Below are 21390 nucleotides of genomic sequence, written 5' to 3' on the forward strand. Positions count from 1 at the left end.
TTCGGGAAGCTTCGAGCTTCCCGAAAGTTTTATACGTGCAACACCCCGTCGAGTCCCAATTCAGCAATTGGCTGGAGGTTTTCTTCTACGATGCTATCGGGAACGAAGATAAATTTTTTGTCAAAAATCTTACTGCCGACGTAAAAACTTACCCAATACTCGTTGTTGAGGTGAAACACGTCGGGCATGATGGTTTCTACTTGAACCCACTGCCCCGCCCCGATTTCAGTAAAAAAGTGGCGTAAGGTAGAGGTTCGTTCTTGGTCGGCTTTCGATTTAGCATCATCGCCCGAATACCCTCTGGAAGTCACAAAAACGTTGGTGATGATCGTTTCATTCTGATTGATCAAATACACGCCCCACTCGGCTTCGTTTAGTTCGTTGGTACGGCGGGCAATGGTCACCACAACACCCGCAACGGGGGTAAAATCGATGTCTTTTTTCATTTTTCTTGGTAAATAAAGCCTCAAAATTAACCCTTTTTGGAGCTACATTCCAAGTGATGAGAGAGGAGTAATGAACGATGAGTGCTTTTATTTTTGGGGAGAAAGCATTCTGTACTGTCTCAAATCAATAAAGTATTCTGTGGGAGAAAGGCTTTCCAACTTAAAAGTTCCGTCGGAGACAATCAACTGGTTTTTAGGCAAATAGCTTGGATAATCTATCTGATTAAAAATGGGTAAATAATGCTCAATACCCAACAAAAAATTGTAGGCATACAACGGACGGCAGTCAAATGGTACGGTTGACAAAAATACTTCTTGGGTCATTCGTCCTGCGTTTATTTCAAATAATTGGGCTTTGAGCGTAGGCCAGCCGTAGTTGTTTTTTCCAAAAACTTGGGTTTTCCCCAACGCTCTTCCACTCACTTTTGACGTATTTTTTCGTGCTAATGGCATGTCAAAAGTTTGACATATTTTGTGGTCGCTGTCATCTATTCCACCAACCAAATACCTCCCATTAGGATAAGCCACCACAAACTCTAAACCATCGGCTGTACCTTCAAAACTATCGGCATTAGTAAATAGCCAAATCGAACTACGGCGGTCGAGGTACACACTGAACTCCTTCTTTTGCCCCTCTTTTTGGTACGAATAAGTAAGCTGTTCGGTAAATTTCAAGGTTTTTTGGGCGAAGCCTACGCAAGTAATGCCAAAGCATAGCATTATTAAAACAGGGAAATAATTAGCTTTCATCAGTTAAATACAGGGCTTGAAGAGAACAAAGCGTTAAAGTTGGCGGGAATGGTTTCTTTGATATTTCGGACGCTTACACCTCCAAACATTTTGAGCGGGAATCCTCTCATAAAGTGATCCACACCCATGCGCAATTGGCCCGTGTTGAGCGGCACAAACAGCCCTAAATCAGAAAACCGCAAGGGGATTTCGGTGGTGGAGTCCCAACTGATTCCTCCTTTGAGCACGTAGCGTTTTGCTAAATACTTGCCCTGATAGAGGTAAGACCCTTTGATATTTTCTTTGTCAAATTCTCGCTTGCCTTTTCGTCCCCCCCAAAATGCCTTTTCGGTGGTCAAATGAGTACCATCGCTCAATTCTTTGAGATTTTTCTTGGTTTCGTTGGCCGCTTTGCGACCTTCTGCCAAGTATTTTTCTACTTGGGGAATCACTTCTTTTAATTCCGCTTTCCGCTCGGGCGGTGTGGCTGGATTACGAAGCTCGGCTTTTGCTTTTTCAAGCGCCTCTTCATTCATTTGATCCATCACGGGCTCGATTTCTTCCATTTTATTATAAATCGTTCCCGCCCAGTTTTTAGGAATGGTCAAATTTTTCACCCCTTCCTCATCTTTCGATACAACGTGCATAAACGCGCTATTTCGCTCAGAATAGGTTTTTACCCAGCCGTCTTCCGTACGCACTACCGACACGATGCTATCGCCTTTGACGTAAAAGCGAATGGCTTTGTTAGGCTCAGGGTCATACGTCCAGTCAAAGGTCAAATCCATACAACGGGCGGGGGCATCATCAAATACGCCCACGGCATACCATGCGTGCTTAACGCGGTGCGTTTCGGTAGCGCACTTCCCAAACATCTGTTCAGCCGTTTTGACGGTCGCTTCCGCAAAACGTTCAAAGTTGGTGTAGGGCGTCAGGCTAAAGAGCGTTTGGTACACCAATTTAGCTGCTTTTTGGATACCAATTCCTTTTTCAATATTGTAAGGCTGATTATGGTCGTTTGTGCCTTTGCCCCCTTCCGACAACAGATAAAACCAGTGCGAGGCAACCGTGCTGTTGTTATGAACCCAACAATTACCATTTTTTTTGTCTGCTATACAGCCATTCGTATCTTGCCAATACTTCCCTTCGTAGGTATCAGGGTGCGGGAGAGATGTTCTGCTTTGAAAGGTTGTTTTAGGCCATTTTAGGTTTCGGATACCATTGGGCAAGACATACGGCGCAATCACCCAATCAGGCGTAGCGGGATATCCCCAATGTTTGATGGCAATCCCCAGCATATCAGCAACGGCTTCATTGAGCGATCCAGACTCTCCTTCACTGATAAAATCGGCCACTCCCGAGCGTATAACCCCATGGGTAAACTCATGTCCAATCACCTCCAACGTTACCAAGGGTTTATCTACATAATTTCCAAAACCGATACGATTTTTCTCAACTTCCCAAAAAGCACCTTCCCTTAAATTGCCATCCTCATCGTAAGCCCGACGTAATACAAGCATAGAGCCTTGGTCATCAAAACTGTTACGTCCTAGTTGCGTTTTGTAGTAATCTATTGTTTTTTTCCCCGCAAAAGCCGCATCAGCAAGCCCTTCTTTGGTGAGGCGCGGATCAGTCCATTGGGTAGTAGGATAGTTGACAACCCATTTGGCCGTATCATACACTGACACAAAAGGTTCCTTGTGTGATACCAATATATATTTAGCAGAATCGTTATTGACGTGAATTTCGATGTTTTGAGGCCCATAATGGAACGTTTGCATCGTCGTAATCGTGGGCTTTTTATCTTCTTTACGAGTGGGTGTGTGTGAATCAAGACATTCTAAAATGAGCGACTCACTCCGTACGACATCCCCTCGATACGCATCCAAATAGTACCTCGTTTTTCCTGCAATAATTTGGTGCGCAAGGCGCAACTTTTGGGTAGCTACATTCAGACGCTCAGGGACAATGATTAAACTTTCGTAAATAGGAGCCGCAATTTTGGACTCTTTGGGCAGCTTTTGAAAAATTTGATTTTCATTAATCATTTTTCCCGTAAGCTCAGGCCAACGCGTTTTATCAAAAGCATCGCCCGAGGCAAAAAGGGCTTTACCGTTTGTCTCGTGTCTTACCTTAAAATAAGCGCCAAAAACGGGGTAATCTTCGATAAACTGCTGAAATGTGGTAATTTTTGAACCCGTTGGGAGTGCAACCGTCTTTTGTTTTCGTAGTTGAACTCCGTATTTTTTCTGCATAAAAGCCGCAAAGGTTTCAATCGTCACTTCGCTTTCCCGATAAAACTGAAACGACGAAGGAACTTTAGAATACGGGCTTTCCACTTCATCAAAATTGGTTGGTACGGGCTGTTCTACTGACTTAGGTGCGGGGGCAACTGTTTCGGTTGGTTCGCTTGGTTCTTCGGGTTGGGTGGGTGCAGGTGCTCCGCCCCCCTTGGCCATTTTAAGCATTTCAGCCCGCGCTTTTTCCAATTCCCTCAATAACTCAGGCGTGGCATGTCCCTTGGCTTTGAGTTCTTTGATTTGCTCATCGAACATCTTATTGATGTACGCAGGATCTTTGAGCTTGGCCATTTCGGCTTCGGTTTCTTTGACCGCTTTATCAAGTTCGGCCTGTTGTTGCTTCGACGGTTTTTGCTGCGCCAAAACCTCAACAGAAAGTCCCAAAAACATGACCATTAACCAAACGAGCTGTTTTGATTTCATGACTTTTATCGAAGTTTTGTCGCAGCCTTTAATTATAAATTGATCACAAACGTGCCCGATTGTATTACTGCATTTGCATTGAGGAAATCAGTCACTTGGGCGTCAAACGTTCCTTCAATTTTTTTGTTGGTAAACGTCGAGAAGCGTACTTTCCCACTTTTAGCAAACAAGGGACTATTCTGCCTTTTAAAGGCCAGATTGGCATTTTTGTTGGTTTCATTGGCAGGAATTTCAAACAAATAATCTACGCCCGTTTGGATGTCTTTTCCCACCATTTGAATGGAGATTTCGTTTGCATCGTCTATTTTTCCAGCGATAGTTAGCAACCCTCCAACTACGGCAACGCCTCCTGCTGCGGTCGTAGCTTTCCAACTTTGACCATCAACGGTCGCCGCAAAAGAGTTGGAGTTTCCCGATGGCGTTGGGTCGTCCTCTTTCGACGTCCCTAATTTACAAGCACTTACCAGCACCACTAAAGCTACCAGTGAGACAATAGATTTAAGATTTGTTTTCATTTTTGTGTGGTTTTTGGATAACTGTACGATTTTATTTTTCCAGCTTGGTCAACAACATCGACGACTGCTTTTTCCCTTTTTCGTCAAATTGATCTTGTTTTACAACCCCAACCCCTTTGGCCAAATATTCGGAGCAGACCAATTTTCGGTCGCCAAGAAGTTTCATTTTGGCATCCATGACATACGTAATTTTCAGGCACTCAAATTTTCCTGCGGGAGTTTCCACAGTCTCCATACTTTCCACTTTTCGGTTTGATATTGTGGCGTTGATATTGATGAGGTTCATGCCACTTGCCAACGTTGATGTGATATTTATGGCCGCATCGGGGAGTTTATCACCGACTTTCATTCCTGCGGGATACACCATTTTATCGCCGTCAATATTGAGTTTAATATCGGCCGATTTGGGAATCATATCGCTACTAATGTTACGAATATCAGTGACATAGTCGCCCTTGTTGCAAGTTCCAGATGCTTGTCCCTTAGCTAAAAGCCGCCCCTTGGTATCAAAAGTTTGAGAATCTAAAACCAACAACATACCACCATTAACGGGCTTCATGTCCACTACTTCGGTTTTCACGGTAGCGGTTGGTTTGTCTTTCTTGTCGTAGCTGACCATTTCAATTTTCATCCCTTTCGAGAGCTTGAAATATTCTGAACACTCTTGAGCAACCAGCTGATACGAACAAAAGAATGAGAGTAGGATTAGGATTTTTTTCATTGAAATAGGTTTTTTATTTACACTTAGCCAGCACTTCGGCGGCAAGTTTTTTAGCCAATTCGATATTTTCGTTGTCATTATTACTGATTTCCACACTCACTTGAAAGGTAATTTTACCCACCAACACCGTCAGTTCTTTTTCTTTGATACGCCATGAAGCTGCATCTCCTATCCCAGCAATTTCTTTAAACGTGATGTCATCGCCCGATAAGTCTTTGGCCATCTTCGTGGCGGTTTCGGTGGTTTTTGCATCATAGCCTTTTTCTTTCATTGACTCACCCGCTTTCTTCAAAGCGGCCTCCTTTTCGGCGGCGGTGGTGTTTCGATAAAATGCCCTGAAATTTTCCAAGGGAGTCGGTTTTCCCATGATTGTAAACAAGTCACTTCCTACCCATCTGAGACCTATTCGATTGGACGAAGGGTATTCTATTTCACGGCCCGAAATCATCATTTTCCGCACCCTGTCGCTATCCCACGTGTATTCGTAGGTGTCTTTGTCATGCTTTTTAGCCTCTGAGCGGTAGCTATAACTTTTCTTGGCCTGCGCAGGAATAGTGTAATGTTTCTTAATGACATCAAGCGGCAGCAGTTGGTCGAGCGTCCCTTTATCAGCATGTGATTTGAGGCAGTCAGCGTTTCCAGCAGTCGAAACAGCCTCCGTTTTCTCTAATTCGCTGACACTTTTTTCGGTGCTGTTGGCCGTAGTGTTGTTACAAGCTGTGATGGCAAAAGCCACAATAACAGGCAGAAGAATGGATGATTTCATGGTTTATTCGCAGTCAATGTCTTTGATTTGATCTTCATATACTTTTCGCTGGGCGGCTGTATAAACACTACACGACCGAATAATGTCGCTCAACGATTTTTTGACAGCTTCGCATTTTGTCTTATTGCCAAGGTCTTGCGACCAGGCGGTGAGTACCTTTTCATACTCGGCAGAGGCTTTTTCGCAGGTAGTACCCGTTGGGTCTAAAGCCCCTTTTTTACAGGACAACACTGCCAACAAACAGATGAAAACGATGAGTTTTTTCATAGAATTTTAAGTTTTGTTAGTATAGAAATGGATTACCGGTGCTGATACGTAATGACAAGGCTATGAAATCTGAGTGTGTCTCCCGTCCAGTTTCCAACCGACGAGATATTGACATAATACGAGTTGTTCTGATTGTCCACCGTTTCTGTCACCGACGCGGCTACACTTCCAATCGTGGCCACGTTCGTTGAAGTCTGCGCCGTTGCGATGGTTGTAAACGCATTGGTCGTGTGCGTGTTTCTACTAAATACAAAAGAGATATTAGAGGCTGAGTTGTCCAACACGTACATTCTTACGTTGGTAATCACGACGCCATCAGGGAGGTTTACGGGCAAATACATGGTTTTTCCAGCGTTTGTCGAATTAAACCACGCGTAGCCACTTCCTTTGCGGAGTTGGTCGTCCCAGTCCTGTGCTTGTACGCTGCTAAAATTGTAACTCTGGTAGTAGTTTGACGTATTGGAGACGCGCAGAATCCCGTCTTTGTCAGCAAACACAGGGCGCCGTTCGCTATCGGACACTTGGTTAAAATCAAGCTCCCTTGAGCGGATGGTTCCTATCCCATTGGTTCCATCTACGTCCAACGCCGCTTTAGACTTCCCAGATTCTCCCACAAAGAAGCTCCCAAATTCAAAGTGAGCCGCTGGAATATCATCAATCTGAAATTCCAGTCCTTCATACCCCCAAATTTTCAATAGCTTATCTTGCCCATACATCCCGCCAACAAACGTGTTGTTTTTGGTATATAGTGGTAACATGATGAAACTCTGATCACTTTGTAAGGTCAAAGGCACGGAGCTTTTTCCGCGAATGACAACGGAATCCGAAGTGCTATTGTGAAGAAATGTGCTTTTAGAGGGGCTAATGACGACGCTTTGGGCGTAGGCAATTTCTCCTAAAAAAAAGAAAAAACACCCTACCCAAAAACAACGAACTACCGCAAAAATGCCAACACTTTTGTTTCTATTTTTCATTGAATATAAGCCGTTTACTTACGCTTAAACGTAAAGTTCGTTGTTACTTCGCAGGCAGCTTGGGTCGGTATCTGAAACGATACGTGGAGTGCTCCTTTGATTTCTTTGGTAGTGACTACCTCAAAATCATAAACACTTTTAATCGTTGGCTTCGTTTCGGGCAAAATAATTGCCTTGTAGCTATTAGGGGCATTAGTAACCCAAGGTGTTTTGGGTGGCAATAAGTCCTCGGGCGTAAAAGGTTTTTTAAATGTTTTATTCCCACTTTTTAGTCCTGCGGTACTTTTTAGCTGGGTCGCGAGTTGAGGGGAGCAGTTCTTAGTAACAGCGGGTTCGGTAATGGCCACCCAATTCCCATCTTCGGGCTGAATCACCGCCTCAAACGGAACGGTTCCACCCTTGGCCACAGGAGGCTCTCCTTTTCCTCCAAAATACGCGTGTAACTCCTTCAAATTACGTTTTGTATCGGGATAATGTACATCCTGATTTTGCTTATTTTTGAAAAAAACCAACGTGCCTTTGTCCTTCTCAAAAGTTCCCAAGTAATTAAACATTCCATCGAGCTGGGCGTAGGTGTATTGGGTTTGGTAAAACTTACAACCTCCCCCCAACTTACAGTACGCAATCGTCACTTGGGCACGAAGCTGCATCCCTAACGCTAAAGTAACGGTAAGTAGTAGAGCTATTTTGTTGCGTGTTTTCATGGCGCTGAATGGCTATAGTTTGACAAACTCCACGCGGCGGTTATTCGCTTTTCCTTCAGCAGTCGTATTCGGCGCAACGGGCTGCGACTCGCCTTTGCCATCCGTTTCCATGCGAGCGGCTTCAATGCCAAACTCCGTTTGAAGGGCGTTTTTGACCGATGCAGCTCGGCGTTTCGACAAGTCTAAGTTTTTGGCATCTTCGCCATCAGAATCAGTATGACCGATGATGCGGACTTTAACCGTGGCGTTTTCTTTTAATACCGTACCCAATTCTTTTAAAACACCGTACGATTCGGGCTTGATTTTATCCGAATTGACGTCAAACAATATCCCCGTCGTGCTAAATTTCCCTTCGGTGATGAGCTTGGAGCGGGTATCAGGAGCACCCACGGCTACGCGCAGGTTGGCTAGATAAACCGTTCCTTCAAAGATGCTGGTCGCAAAAAGCATTGAGTATTTGAGAGAAGAATCAAACGCCTTCGGCAAGTCCCATATCTTGGTTTCGTTTACGTAAATCCGTAAGCGGGTTTTCTGTTTCCAGATAGACACGCGGTTGGCAACGTTGCTTTTCCAAGCCAACCGATTGGTATTTTCTACCACCTTCTCACTGTTTTTGTCGAATACCCACACACTGCTGCTACTGCTTTCCCCGTCGGCCGTTGGGTGAATATCAATACCTGCCTGGGCTGATGAGTTGAAGTTTTGGTCGAAGGTCAATTTTCTTTCTTTAAACTCAGGAAAAAAAACTTTCAACCCTGACATATTGACGCTCAAGTCTTCAGAGGCCAACATATCAAACTCCATTGTAAAGTTCTCGGGCAGTTCTTTCACAAATTCAGGATAATAAACGCCACTTTTGGCAAACTGCAAGAACTTTGCACCTTCCATTGTCACGACCTCTCCACTGGCATTGGTATTCCATTTGGCAGGAAAATCGCCCACGGCATCTTGCGAAAAATCTTCGGTAGCGACGATTTTTTCGCCTGGCACAAAATCAAACTTAGAATATGCCTTCATAGCCAGCCCCCCCGCCCCCGATGGGGGAGTTTGTTTAGAAGTTTTTAGCTCGTCTTTTTCTGGTTGTTCTTCAGATTGAGCATCTTGTCCATCCGTTGTCTGTTTATTTTTGCCCCCATTGGGGGTACGGGGGCGTTTTTTAAAGATATTCCCAATCCCCTCTTCAACTTTATCGAGACCTTTGTTAATACCTTGGTCAATACGGCTATTTACCCGTCCTTCTACGCTTCGTTCAGTCGTTTTTTTGGGGTCTTCTACCCGAATTTGCGCCGTGGCCGAAATCGCCAACATGGCTCCAAAAAAACTACTTAGGCCAATTCCTCGAACCTTGAAAGCTACGTTGATTACCATAGTGTGTATGTGTTTGAATAAAAATCTGATGGGGCCAAAGTTGAGTAATCTCTTTTATACCATTTGGCTTCATTTCATACATCACGATTTTCGCTCCATCAAACCGCCATTTCAATCAATAATTTCAATTTTCAACGCCCATTGATTCAGACCGAGGCTTAATCAATTCAAAACCTACCTACATAGAGTGATAAAAGGAGATTGGAGAAAATTTGTCTTTCTTTGAGGATATAATTTGATTCGCTCTGCCACTATGTATCGTCGGTTTGTGTTTTGGGTGTTTTTTCTTGTGGGGTTGCCACTTTGGGGCAAATCCGACACCCTCTATGTCAGTCACATTCACGACCGTACGATGCTGTATGACATCGCCTACTGCACAACCAGTTTGCTCAGTAGCAACGAAGATTCTCTTCAGCGTTTGCTTCGGCAGCCACAACGTTGGCAACGGCTTACTTCAAAAACTCCCAGCTTTGCCCAACGTTCGCACTGGCTTCGCTTTTTCTTGACCAACGATACCGACACGACGCAGGCGTTTTACGTTTACCTCACCAACGCCAACCAACGGGTAACGCTCTTTTACGCCCACAACGGCCAGTGGCATTCTACCACCAATGGTACTATGGTTCCCACTTCGGCTTGGGCGGTGCCTTATTCTGACAACTATGTTTCGTTCAAAATTCCTGCTCGGGCTACCTTTACGATAGTAAGTCGAATTGCCCACGAACAAGGTCTGCTGCCTTTTTGGACGCATTTTGCCAATCCTAAACCCTCGTGGGGGCTTCAACTCCAAAAACCCGAATACCACGCCGAACGCATCCTTGATGAGTATCGTCGCAATATGCCTGAGTTTCAGTACCGAAGCTGGATTCAAGGAGCTTTGGCACTGGTTACGCTCTTTTTGGCACTGCTTTATTACCAATACCGCCACCGAATTTATGCCTATTATGGAGCGTATGTCTTGTGTAGTTTCGTATTTTCTTTGCTTAAAACCCGCGCTTATACCCCACTGGGTCAGGCACTTGGCGAGTGGCCGTTGCTCAAAACCCACCTGATGGAGTCGCTGCTGTGGTGGGGAATTGGAGCGTACCTTTTTTTTATGACGGAGTTGCTCGACTTGTCCAAAAACCACCCCACCATGAAAAAATGGTTTTTGCGGCTGGCGCTCGTCTTGAAAGGTTACGGGGCATTGTATTTGGTGGTAATGTTGCTTACCAACGACCTTGGTTTTCAGCAATTTTCGTTTTGGGGCGGACGTTTTGTGGCTTTCCCGATTTACATCCTCACACTTTTTTGGATTCGTCGCAGCGTTCGTTCTCCGATGGTGCCGTATGTCATTTGGGCCAATGTCGTCTTGGGATTTTTTGGATTATTGGCGTGGCTACGGGCGGGGCGGGTTATTTTGGAAGGGGTCAAACTTCCCGCCAACGTCGATGATTTGTTGACACTTTCGTTTGCCGTAGTGATGGAAATTTTGGTATTATCGTTGGCCATTGCGCATCGTTTTCGATTAAACGAAAAAGAAAAAACCGAAAGTCAACGCGCTTACTTTCAAGAACTTCAAAACAAAGCCGCCAACGAAAAACGCATTGCCGAAACCGAAATGCTGGCTTTGCGGTCGCAAATGAATCCGCATTTTTTGTTCAATAGCCTCAACTCCTTAGAATACCTGATTGTTGCCAACGACGAACAAAAAGCGACCCAGTACCTTTCTAAATTCTCCAAACTACTTCGGATGATTTTATCGCACTCGCGCGAAGAAGCCATTTCGCTTGATGAAGAACTAAATGCCCTCAATTATTATTTAGAAATCGAAGCTACTCGCTTGGGCGAAGATTTTACTTACCGCCTAGAGGTTGATTCTAGCATTGACACGGCTTCGGTGATGATTCCTCCGTTGTTGTTGCAGCCGTTTGTTGAAAATGCCATTTGGCACGGACTCATGCCCAGCGACGAGCCTGAAAAAAAATTGGCGATTCGGATTACGCAAAAAAGCGAGCAGCTGCTTGAGTTTGAAATTGAAGACAATGGCATTGGTCTAAAAAAAGCGACCGAAATCCGAAACCGTTCTACGATGCGTCGGAAGTCTCACGGGATGGAAATTACCCAACGACGCATTGAATTATTTAACCGAAATTACCCCAACCAACTCGCCATCGAAGTATTTGATTTGAAGAAAAACAACCACACAGGAACGTTGGTGAAGATTGGGTATAATTTGTAACTAATGTCAAACATGATACGCGCTATTCTCATTGACGACGAAAAACCTGCCACGGAGTTGTTGGAGCTTAAACTCAAACGACTCAACATGGGCGTGCAAGTCGTTGCTAAATTTAACCAGCCCGAAGCGGCCGTGGAGTTTATCCGAATAACGCCGTTTGACGTACTTTTTTTGGACATTGAAATGCCCCGCCTCAACGGCTTCGACTTGCTCGCTCAATTTGCTGATTTTCACTTTGATGTCATTTTTACGACGGCCTACGACCAATACGCCATTCGGGCGTTTCGCGTAAGTGCCTTGAGTTATTTGCTAAAACCCATTGAAGAACACGACCTCCGCGAGGCCCTTGGACGGTGGCAACAGAAACGCATCAAACAACTACAAACTCCTCAAATTCAACTATTTCACGAACATTCATCACCCAAACAAGCACCGCAAAAAATAGCCCTTCCGACCAACGAAGGGCACGAAATCATTGAGATTGCCAACATCGTTCGGTGCATGGCCGACGCTAGTTACACGCATTTTTACCTGAATGATGGCCAAAAAGTAATGATTTGCCGCACCCTCAAAGAAGTAGAACAAGCCCTCGACCCCAACGGTTTTGTGCGTGTACACCAATCCCACCTGATTAATCCTCAGTTTTTAAAGAAAATTGTCAAGCAAGAAGGCGGCTACTTACTGATGTCCGATGGGGCACAAGTACCTGTTACCAAACAAAAGAGGGATTGGCTCGTGGAACAATTTCATGGCCTAAGTCGGAGTTAAAGCCTTTGGCTTTGTTATCTGTTAGTCGTTATCAGTTAACCGTATTGATTGACTGATAATGTATTAAACATTTTTATGCCTTAAATACTTTTGGATAAGCGACCCGATAAATGCAAATAAAAATCCGTTTAAAATGGCAGCAATTAACACCATCCCTGGCGCTATTTCGTCGTTAGGTGGAATGGTTGGCAGAACAAACACTTTGAATACCAATAAGAAACCTGCTAACCCAAGTACAAATCCACTGATTTTGACAATGTTCTTTTTCATGGCTGTTGTTGTTTTGTGATTGATATGCAAAGGTAAATCAATTCACTTTGTTTTTCAAAGTACTTTTTATATTTTATTTTTCAACTCAAACGTTTTTTCGCAACGAATACGGTATTTCAGAAGGGTTTTGTACCTTTGCACCTTAGAAATACGTCTATGACCGAACAAATCCTGATTCTTGATTTTGGTTCGCAATATACCCAACTCATCGCTCGACGCGTCCGCGAACTAAACATTTACTGTGAAATTCACCCCTACAACAAAATTCCCGAAATTACGCCTGCTATCAAGGGAGTCATTCTTTCTGGTAGTCCTTGCTCCGTGCGCGACGTCGATTCGCCACGCGTTGACTTGGATTTATTTCGGAATAAACTGCCGTTGTTGGGTGTTTGCTACGGTGCCCAGCTCATGGCGCATACCCTTGGAGGCGAAGTAAATGCCTCTAAGCACCGCGAATACGGCCGCGCCATTCTCAACCATCCCGAACACTCACTTTTGTTGGATTCGGTTTCGCCGACTACCCAAGTTTGGATGTCGCACGGGGATACTATCACCAAAATTCCAGATAATTTTGAGTTGATTGGCTCTACTGATTCGGTGAAAGTAGCCGCGTTCAAATTGACGGGTGAACAAACTTACGGCATTCAGTTTCACCCAGAAGTGACCCACTCTACGGAGGGCAAAACGATTTTGAAAAACTTCGTGGTGGACATCTGCGGTTGTACGCAAAACTGGACGTCGGAGTCGTTTGTAGAAAGCACCATCCGTGACTTGAAAGAAAAACTTGGCGACGATAAAGTGGTGATGGCGTTATCGGGCGGGGTTGACTCTACGGTGGCGGCATCGTTGGTTCACCATGCGATTGGCAAAAACCTCTACTGTATTTTTGTTGACAACGGACTTTTGCGCAAAGACGAGTTTGAAAGTGTTTTGCACTCGTACCAAGACATGGGACTCAACATCAAGGGGGTTAATTCGAAAGACCATTTTTACGGTCTATTAGAAGGTTTGACCGACCCTGAAGCCAAGCGTAAAGCGATTGGAAAAGCATTTATTGATATTTTTGACCAAGAAGCACACCTCATCGAAGATGTAAAATGGCTTGGTCAAGGAACGATTTATCCCGACGTCATTGAGTCGGTTTCGGTCAAAGGCCCTTCAGCGACTATCAAGTCGCACCACAACGTAGGTGGATTGCCCGATTTTATGAAACTTAAAATTGTTGAGCCGCTCAACACGCTCTTCAAAGACGAAGTTCGTAATGTTGGACGTACCCTTGGAATCTCCGACAACATTCTCAAGCGCCACCCGTTCCCTGGTCCAGGGCTTGCGATTCGTATTTTGGGGGATATTACGCCCGAAAAAGTAGCCATTTTGCAAGAAGTTGATGCCATCTTTATCAATGGTCTCAAAACGCGCGGCCTTTACGACCAAGTTTGGCAGGCAGGCGCCATGCTCCTACCCGTACAAAGCGTGGGTGTCATGGGCGACGAACGTACCTATGAGCGCGTGGTAGCACTGCGGGCCGTTACGTCAGTCGATGGCATGACCGCCGACTGGGCTCACTTGCCGTACGATTTCTTGGCCGATATTTCCAACGAAATCATCAATCGTGTCAAAGGCGTTAACCGCGTTGTTTACGATATTTCGTCAAAACCACCCGCAACGATTGAGTGGGAATAAAGTAGGATGTCCACGGTCGATAGTTGATAGTCCACGGTTTTAAACCATAGACTATGGACTATTGACTATGGACTATCGACCATCGACTCCAATGTTAAGTTTCTTTCGCGTTAATGCTCCTTATCAAATCTTGAGTTTCATCGTAGTGTTGATGATACTACAAGTTCCTTTGTACATCAGTTCGCCTGACTTGTTAATTCCAGAACTCCAATGGATGCTGGTAGGCGAAAAAATGTCCCAAGGATTTATGCTTTATCGCGATGTGTGGGACAATTTGAGCCCGTTGTCGGCAGCCGTTTATTGGGGAATGGATGAGCTCTTTGGCCGCTCTCCTTTGGCACATCGAACGGTTGCCAATATTCTTATTCTTTTTCAGGCCATCTACTTCAATTATATTTCCAGCGAGCGACAGCTTTTTACCGAACGCAACTACGTCCCAGGAGTTCTCTACATTTTATTTTTAAACGTTTCTTTCGATTGTAGTACGCTGTCGCCTGCCCTGATGGGTACGACTTTTATTTTGCTGGCTTTCGGCACGCTCATTCGCCAAATGCAACGCGAAGGAGTGACCGACGAGGTTTTTGAAATGGGCTTTTACCTGAGTGTAGCTACCCTATTTTATTTGCCCATGGGGCTTTTTGCCCTTTGGACCTTGGCATCCATGCTTTTGTACACGGGCGCTACTTTTCGTCGGCATACCTTGGCATTTTTTGGATACATTTTCCCTTTAGCACTCTTATTGCTCTTCTACTTTTTCCGTAATGCACTGGATGATTTAAGTCAAAATTTGCTCACCTCAGCTTTTCGGACACGGCGTTATAATTTTAACGACTTTATTGGTGTGCTTGGCGTGTTGGGAGGCGTATTTTTGATGGCGGGCTTGGGCTTTTTTCATACATTAAGTTACCCTCGGTTTATCAACTATCAAACGCGTGTTCACCAAATCATGATGTTGTGGACAATCACTGCCGTGATTTCGATTGGCTTGATGCCGTTTATCGCTCCGATGCAGTTTTGTGTGTTTATACCGCCGCTGGTCATGTTTTCGGTTAACTTTTTTATGCTGATGAAACGTCGCTGGATGGCAGAGGTTCTTTTTTTTGGTCTTTTTGTCATCCTATTTTTCTTTCGTTATCAGTCAACATTCCTTGATAACGCATTCAGTATCAACGAATCTACGCGTCTGGAAAACCTAAAAATTCAACCGTCATTGTTGCCTGAACAAATTCGTCAGCAAAAGATTTTGGTGATTGGTGAAGATGAAGGTGAATACAAAGACAATTTTCCTGCAACGGCGTACCTCAACTGGGAACTTGCTCGTTACGATTTTGATAACTTAGATAGCTACGAAAGCGTAATTAGTATTTTTGATAATTTCCAGGCTGACCCACCCACCTACGTCATCGACAAAGAAAAACTCTTGCCTGTCTTGTTCAAACGCCTTCCTGAGTTGGGCGAGTTGTACCAACCCACCCAATGGAAGGGAATCTATCAGCGCAAATCTTCTAATCTTTCAAAGTAAAACGCACAGCGTACCTCACCACGTACCTGAGGTTGCTCACAGTACTCGCCTATATTCGCAGCAGCGTCAGGTTGTGAGCAACCTGAATCACCGCGTGCCTGAGATTGCTCATAACCTCAGTAATCGTCCATATTCGTAGCAGCGTCAGGTTGTGAGCAACCTGACCACAACGTGCCTGAGGTTGCCCACAACCTCAGTAATCGTCCATATTCGTAGCAGCGTCAGGTTGTGAGCAACCTGACCACAACGTGCCTGAGATTGCCCACAACCTCAGTAATCGTCCATATTCGTAGCAGCGTCAGGTTGTGAGCAACCTGACCACAACGTGCCTGAGGTTGCTCACAACCTCAGTACTCGTCCTCATCATTCGCAGCAACGTCAGGTTGTGAGCAACCTGACTCACGGCGTAAGAACCTGACTCACCTTAGCACTCCGTCATACTCAGAGCCAAGCCCGCTTCGGATGTCTCTTTGTATTTTTTGGACATATCACGCCCCGTGGCACGCATGACTTTGATAACACTATCAAACGAAATTTTTTGCATTTCGGGGTCAATCGTCATGGCCAATAAATAGGCATTGTAGGCTTTGGCAGCCCCCATGGCGTTGCGCTCAATACACGGAATTTGTACATAACCACCAATGGGATCACAAGTCATCCCAAGATGGTGCTCGATGCCAATCTCCGCCGCTGCTTCCACTTGGCCCATCGTTCCGCCATACGCATACATCAACATCGCCGCCCCCATGGCCGATGCCGTCCCGATTTCTCCCATACACCCCATTTCTGCTCCCGAAATACTGGCATTGTGTTTGACCAAAAAACCGATGGCCGCCGCCGCCAGCATCCCTTCACGCATCTTTTGAGGCGAGTAATGGAAATGGTTCTTCATCAAATACGTCAACCCTGGAAATACCCCAGATGCCCCCGAGGTTGGCGCCGTCACAACAATACTTCCTGCTGCGTTTTCTTCCGAAGCGGCCAAGCAATAAGCGTTTAAAAACATCAAAAAACTATCCGTTGTAGCGGCATGGAGTTTGGCTTTCTCGTATAACAAAGCTGCTTTCCGCTGCAAGCGAATACTGCCAGGTAACAGCCCTTTGGCACGAATTCCCCGCTTGACAGCCTTGTGCATAAACTCTAAAATCTGGTCGATTTTTCGTATAATTTCTTTTTCGGATACCCCCGTAATAGCCTGTTCATTTTGAATCATCAACTGCGCCAACGTCAGCTGGTGTGTTTTCAAATGTTTTTTTAATTCATCCATCGTACTGTAAGGATACTTAGGCTCACCTTGGGCTGCTCCTTCGGGCAATTGACCTTTTTGTTGGATAAACCCCCCCCCTACCGAGTAATATTCCCCTTCCAGTAACACCTCTCCTTGTGCGCTGCACAACCGCAAAATCATGGTATTTGGGTGCGGGAAGTTGGCTTTACCTTTATGATAAATGATGCTCTGCGCCGAAATGGGCACTTCTACTCCCTGAAAAGTGACGTAGTACTGTTCATCTTCTTTTTTCATCAGGTCGCTCAAGTTTTTCGGGTCACAGGTATGCGGTTGCCATCCCAAAAGCCCTCCTACGATGGCTCGGTCGGTACCGTGGCCTTTACCCGTAGCACTAAGTGAGCCATACAAGTGAATTTCGAGCGTGGCAGCACTTACGGCCGTTTCGATGGGCAATAAGGCTAAATCTTGTAAAAAGCGATACGCTGCCTTCATTGGGCCAATGGTGTGTGAGCTCGATGGCCCAGGCCCCACTTTAAATAAATCGAACAGCGAGGTAGTGATGGTATTTTTGGAAGACATATAGTAGTTTGTAAAATGAAGTGCGAGATTGTTGCCAAAAATACAAGAAAAAACGCGAACAAATCAGCTAGATTCGTTCGCGTTTTAAAGTATTAGATGCCTTATTTTTCTACTCTTCGATTCCTTCTTCGTAGGTACTTGTGCGTGAAAATATAGCATCTCTTAGTTTCTTTTGCTTCCATTTAGGAATAATGTTCGGGTTTTTGAAAATTACTTGCAACAATAATTTTTGCGTAATCGTCAAATATCGGCTCACTTTTGGTTGGTCCATCCCAAAGGTTTCGGCCAATTCCTCTTGCAAAACACCTCCTTTGAGGTACGTCAGCACGAACAGAAGTGCATCTCTCGAGTCACTGAAAATGCTGTTTTTACGGACAGAAATTTGCTTTCTTTGGCGCTGCTGCCCTGTAAATGTGAAAAAGTAGAAATACAATTGCCATTCTTCGCGAAAAGCATAGTACAAAGCCAAAAACTCTTCGTTTTTAAGCCCCGTCAGTCTCCTAAGACCTTGTTCATCGGCCTCAAGCTCGTTGTAGCGCCTTACTGGCATAAAGTTCATTGTCATGATGATGTAAAATTGAGAATGGGTGTGTTTGATTAATTTTTGAAAATGGGTTGATTATGAAATATAGGTTAGCTTGCGTTTCGTAACATTGTTGACGGGTTGACCAAAAACCTTTTCTTAAAAGCTTTATCAAAATTGGCCGTACTGGTATAGCCCAACTGCGACGCTATTTCTGAAATTGTCCACTTTTTTTCCAACAATTGGTTTTTTGCTTCGTCTAGTTTCAGGTTTAAATAATACTCATACGGGGAAGCACCAAATCGAATTTTGAAACACTTCTTAAACTTTGAGATACTCATACCCGCCTCTTTTGCCAAGAAATCAATCGAGGGTAAAACCTTGTTTGCTCCAAAAAACTGTGCCTCTATAGATTCTATTTTCTGTAAATCCTGCCCATTCAACTGGCAGGCAACCGACTTTTTTCCTCTCAACTGCGAACTTAAATCCGCAATTAACTGCAAGCACTTTGCCTGCAACATCAGTTTCCAGTTGAATGCCCCTACGTTATCAACCAAATCCTCAATCCAGTCGGGATAAGTACTGATGCACAAAAAACTCGCTGATTCTGACATCAATAATTCCCGTAACTTAGATTCATCAGGTTCGACCGACTCGCTAATTCCTAGTTGCTCGCACAGCCAATCCCTGTGTAGATTTACCGACAGTACACTGGTTTCTTGACTGGCCTCTAGCTCCAAATCGACAATCATACTTGAACTAAAAAAAACGCCAGAAGTACGTGATTCGATTACTCTTACCTCTCCTGATTCGTTTATTAATTCCAACTTGTGTTTTCGAGACGACTTGACTAATTGGAGCGTCCAATATTCATTTGTCCCAAAATTCTCCTTACAAAAACCCAATGGTTGCTGAGTCACCAATTTTCCAACAAATGGAATGAAGTTTTTGTTATAAGGCACCGTGTTGACCCTCAAAAAAGAGTCTTCATAACGAACTGTAAAGGTTGTCGCAGTTTCGGGGATTGTACCTAGCTGCATAGCGAGTTCTTCTAACCATTTTTCGGATGGTTGAATCTTAAAATTGATTTTCATTTTGGTACATACTTATGGTGCGTGAAACAAATGTGTTTTAAAACATAAATTTTCGACCAAAGTTCGGGTAAAGTATGTAGCACAAATGAACATACAAAAGCGCAACAAACACTCTAAAATTATAATTCTGAAGTAGATTTTATAGAATCTTTGAATTTTTTGGGAGAAAGACCCGTGTTTTTTTTGAAAACTGTGTAGAAAGATGACTCCGAATTGAAGCCAGAGTCAATCGCAATGGCAAACATAGTAGCTGTTTCGTTGCCAGGTTCTAACAACAACTGCTTGGCACGGTTGATGCGATATACATTTAGAAGTTCATTAAAATTAAGCTCCCATTCGCGGTTAATGATATAAGATAGGTGGTGCGGGTTCATGCCAATTTCTTTGGCAAAGTCGCTGAGAGATAACTTTACGTTTAGATATAATTCTTTGGTTTCAAGGGCTTCTTTTACGCGTTGTACGTATTCTTCTCGCAACTCTGGCGCTAATTCTTTTTTCGGACTAAGGGTATTGGTCGCACTGGCAATACGAACCGCGTGAAATCGCTCGTCTTTGACTTCAATAGGCAGCGATACCGCAGGAACCCCCGCCTGAAACCATTCCATTGTCACGGCCAAAATAGTCAGTGCACTTATCAAACCTACCACAGTTAAAGAGACATATTGGGGTACAACAAAGAATACCTCAACTCCCATAATTAAAATACATGTTAATATACCACCAATCTGTCCCTGAATACTATAAAAAAGTTTGTCTTTGGTAGCTATTTCGTAATGTTTAAATACCAAAGTCTCAAGGTATATGGCCGTACCGACATTGAACAGAAAAGCCCCTCCGAGTGCCGTAAAGAAGAACGTACTTTGGTAAAAATTATCGTGTTGAACCATTCCAGCAGCATACATATAAGAAAACGCCTTCACATACAAGCCCGCTGGTACCAACAACCACTTGGCCGAAAACGCCTCAGTCCGCCCCAATGCAGTCCGAACCGACTGTACAAGGGCCACAGGAATCAACAACAACAGCGTTTCGGGAATCCAGCGCATAAATCCTTTCATCATACTGATTGGAAGCAAAGAAAAAGCCTGGTGGATGCCCAAAATCACAAAAATAGCCCCTAAATAGTAGGGGTAGCTCTCTTTTTTAAAGCGAAAACAAAGCACACTCGCCCACAAGCACAGCCCAATATTGATGATGTTTGCTCCCATTTTCTGTGTAGCGTCAGCTATTTTGTATATAAAAAAACTTCGGTTTAAAGACGTTTATATTCCAAAATAAACACATTTTAATTAAATTTTCATGTTTTAATTTCTTTTTTTAACCTCTTGGGCTATTCATCTTCATTTTTTTTCAACAAAAATAAAGCCCCCTTTTCAGAAGGCTTTATTCATACTTCTCCTATCTTCAATGAACATTATTTATTCATCAGATAGTAATAATATTCGTTGGGGGAAATCAAGCCGTTTTCGTATGAACCCGACCCACCTTCGGGCTTAAAGTAATACTCCGCACTGGGCAAAAACTCATCCGAACTTCCACTCGCCACATGTACTGCTTTTTTTACTCCGTTTTTAAGGCTTGAAACCGTGATTTTATATTTTGTGGCGGGAATATCATTCAAATAATACGCCTGCCCAACCCCTGAAGCAATCGTAAATTTGCGCTCAATAGTTTTACCAACCGCCGATGTGCCGTCAAGGTATTTAGCTTCTGCTACGGGGGTAAACAAAACCGACACTTCGGTTCCTGCGGGCATCTCGTCGGTAAAGGCGTTGTAGTTGATAAATTTGATGGTACCGCCAAAATAACCTGTACCGTTTTCTTTGCTTGCGACCCTGTCAGGAATTCGTCCGCTCAGTTTCCAAACAAAATCTTTCGTTGTACCACTTGCGGGTACATTAAACGCGTCATAATCGCTTTCTTTTTCCATTCCCAACCTGATTTGGTAGAGTTGGTCTTCAAACACTGATTCTTTCCAAGCGTATATTTTGTACCCTCCAATAGCGCTGACCGTCACACTATACTTACCCGCCTCATTGGTAGTGGCTGTATAGTGTATATTGTTTCCGTTTGGGTTTTCGACTCTAATCCTCGCTCCTCTTATTGGGTTGCCAGCGGCATCCTTTACAGTACCGCTAATGGTGTAAGGTTGTGCATTGTCGGGGTTCATGGGAGTAACCTCGCAAGACATTACTAATAATCCTGCTAACAAAAAAAAGAGTGCTGTTAATGTTGACTTTGTCATTGTACGTTAATGTTTTAAAATTTTGTAAATACGGTTGAGCAAGC

The 21390-nt window shown here is 44.2% G+C and carries 20 protein-coding genes; 4 read left to right on the forward strand and 16 right to left on the reverse strand.

Annotated elements, in window-relative coordinates; all coding sequences use genetic code 11:
* Positions 1–29: 29 nt before the first annotated feature.
* The 10 genes from DTQ70_RS15295 to DTQ70_RS15340 form a co-directional block, all read right to left on the reverse strand.
* The gene (locus tag DTQ70_RS15295; protein WP_122931612.1) at positions 30–446 is read right to left on the reverse strand and encodes a hypothetical protein; all 417 of its coding nucleotides are present in this window, start codon (positions 444–446) and stop codon (positions 30–32) included.
* An 87-nt stretch (positions 447–533) separates the two neighbouring features.
* Positions 534–1196 (reverse strand): hypothetical protein, encoded by a 663-nt coding sequence (locus tag DTQ70_RS15300; protein WP_122931613.1) that lies wholly within the window; start codon positions 1194–1196, stop codon positions 534–536.
* Positions 1196–3898, reverse strand: coding sequence for a M4 family metallopeptidase (locus DTQ70_RS15305; RefSeq protein WP_122931614.1), 2703 nt, complete (start codon positions 3896–3898; stop codon positions 1196–1198). The genes DTQ70_RS15300 and DTQ70_RS15305 overlap by 1 nt, the downstream gene beginning before the upstream one ends.
* A gap of 32 nt (positions 3899–3930) precedes the next feature.
* Positions 3931–4413, reverse strand: a complete 483-nt coding sequence (locus DTQ70_RS15310) for a hypothetical protein (RefSeq protein WP_122931615.1) — start codon at positions 4411–4413, stop codon at positions 3931–3933.
* Positions 4414–4444: 31 nt separating this feature from the next.
* Complete coding sequence (locus DTQ70_RS15315; RefSeq protein WP_164490058.1) at positions 4445–5134, reverse strand: DUF3108 domain-containing protein; 690 nt, start codon at positions 5132–5134, stop codon at positions 4445–4447.
* Positions 5135–5147: 13 nt separating this feature from the next.
* Positions 5148–5900, reverse strand: a complete 753-nt coding sequence (locus DTQ70_RS15320) for a hypothetical protein (protein ID WP_122931617.1) — start codon at positions 5898–5900, stop codon at positions 5148–5150.
* 3 nt (positions 5901–5903) lie between these two features.
* Positions 5904–6167 (reverse strand): hypothetical protein, encoded by a 264-nt coding sequence (locus tag DTQ70_RS15325; RefSeq protein ID WP_122931618.1) that lies wholly within the window; start codon positions 6165–6167, stop codon positions 5904–5906.
* Between the two features lie 32 nt (positions 6168–6199).
* Entirely contained in the window at positions 6200–7141 is a 942-nt protein-coding gene (locus tag DTQ70_RS15330; RefSeq protein ID WP_122931619.1) for a hypothetical protein, read from the reverse strand.
* Between the two features lie 14 nt (positions 7142–7155).
* A complete protein-coding gene (locus DTQ70_RS15335) occupies positions 7156–7845 on the reverse strand; it encodes a hypothetical protein (protein WP_122931620.1) in 690 nt (229 codons plus the stop codon).
* Between the two features lie 12 nt (positions 7846–7857).
* Complete coding sequence (locus DTQ70_RS15340) at positions 7858–9213, reverse strand: OmpA family protein (RefSeq protein ID WP_122931621.1); 1356 nt, start codon at positions 9211–9213, stop codon at positions 7858–7860.
* Positions 9214–9466: 253 nt separating this feature from the next.
* On the opposite strand from DTQ70_RS15340, the gene DTQ70_RS15345 reads away from it, so the two are divergent.
* Both DTQ70_RS15345 and DTQ70_RS15350 read left to right on the forward strand, forming a co-directional pair.
* Positions 9467–11434 carry a histidine kinase gene (locus DTQ70_RS15345; RefSeq protein ID WP_122931622.1) on the forward strand — a complete coding sequence of 656 codons (1968 nt, stop codon included), beginning with the start codon at positions 9467–9469 and terminating at the stop codon, positions 11432–11434.
* A gap of 12 nt (positions 11435–11446) precedes the next feature.
* Complete coding sequence (locus tag DTQ70_RS15350; RefSeq protein ID WP_122934425.1) at positions 11447–12202, forward strand: LytTR family DNA-binding domain-containing protein; 756 nt, start codon at positions 11447–11449, stop codon at positions 12200–12202.
* Between the two features lie 63 nt (positions 12203–12265).
* Here DTQ70_RS15350 and DTQ70_RS15355 read toward each other — a convergent pair whose 3' ends face one another.
* Positions 12266–12472, reverse strand: coding sequence for a hypothetical protein (locus tag DTQ70_RS15355; RefSeq protein WP_122931623.1), 207 nt, complete (start codon positions 12470–12472; stop codon positions 12266–12268).
* A 156-nt stretch (positions 12473–12628) separates the two neighbouring features.
* On the opposite strand from DTQ70_RS15355, the gene guaA reads away from it, so the two are divergent.
* Together guaA and DTQ70_RS15365 are read left to right on the forward strand one after the other, a co-directional pair.
* Positions 12629–14155, forward strand: a complete 1527-nt coding sequence (gene guaA, locus DTQ70_RS15360; protein WP_122931624.1) for a glutamine-hydrolyzing GMP synthase — start codon at positions 12629–12631, stop codon at positions 14153–14155.
* A gap of 91 nt (positions 14156–14246) precedes the next feature.
* Positions 14247–15677, forward strand: coding sequence for a hypothetical protein (locus tag DTQ70_RS15365; protein WP_122934426.1), 1431 nt, complete (start codon positions 14247–14249; stop codon positions 15675–15677).
* 424 nt (positions 15678–16101) lie between these two features.
* Here DTQ70_RS15365 and DTQ70_RS15370 read toward each other — a convergent pair whose 3' ends face one another.
* From DTQ70_RS15370 to DTQ70_RS15390, 5 genes are all read right to left on the reverse strand, one after another.
* Entirely contained in the window at positions 16102–17484 is a 1383-nt protein-coding gene (locus tag DTQ70_RS15370) for an L-serine ammonia-lyase (protein WP_122931625.1), read from the reverse strand.
* Positions 17485–17593: 109 nt separating this feature from the next.
* Positions 17594–18043 (reverse strand): transposase family protein, encoded by a 450-nt coding sequence (locus DTQ70_RS15375; RefSeq protein WP_206019525.1) that lies wholly within the window; start codon positions 18041–18043, stop codon positions 17594–17596.
* 74 nt (positions 18044–18117) lie between these two features.
* The gene (locus DTQ70_RS15380; RefSeq protein ID WP_122931627.1) at positions 18118–19101 is read right to left on the reverse strand and encodes an AraC family transcriptional regulator; all 984 of its coding nucleotides are present in this window, start codon (positions 19099–19101) and stop codon (positions 18118–18120) included.
* A gap of 119 nt (positions 19102–19220) precedes the next feature.
* Positions 19221–20309 (reverse strand): AraC family transcriptional regulator, encoded by a 1089-nt coding sequence (locus DTQ70_RS15385; RefSeq protein WP_122931628.1) that lies wholly within the window; start codon positions 20307–20309, stop codon positions 19221–19223.
* Between the two features lie 206 nt (positions 20310–20515).
* Positions 20516–21346, reverse strand: coding sequence for a carboxypeptidase-like regulatory domain-containing protein (locus DTQ70_RS15390; protein WP_122931629.1), 831 nt, complete (start codon positions 21344–21346; stop codon positions 20516–20518).
* Positions 21347–21390: the final 44 nt, after the last annotated feature.

It is taken from the genome of Runella sp. SP2 (genome assembly GCF_003711225.1).
GTDB lineage: Bacteria > Bacteroidota > Bacteroidia > Cytophagales > Spirosomataceae > Runella.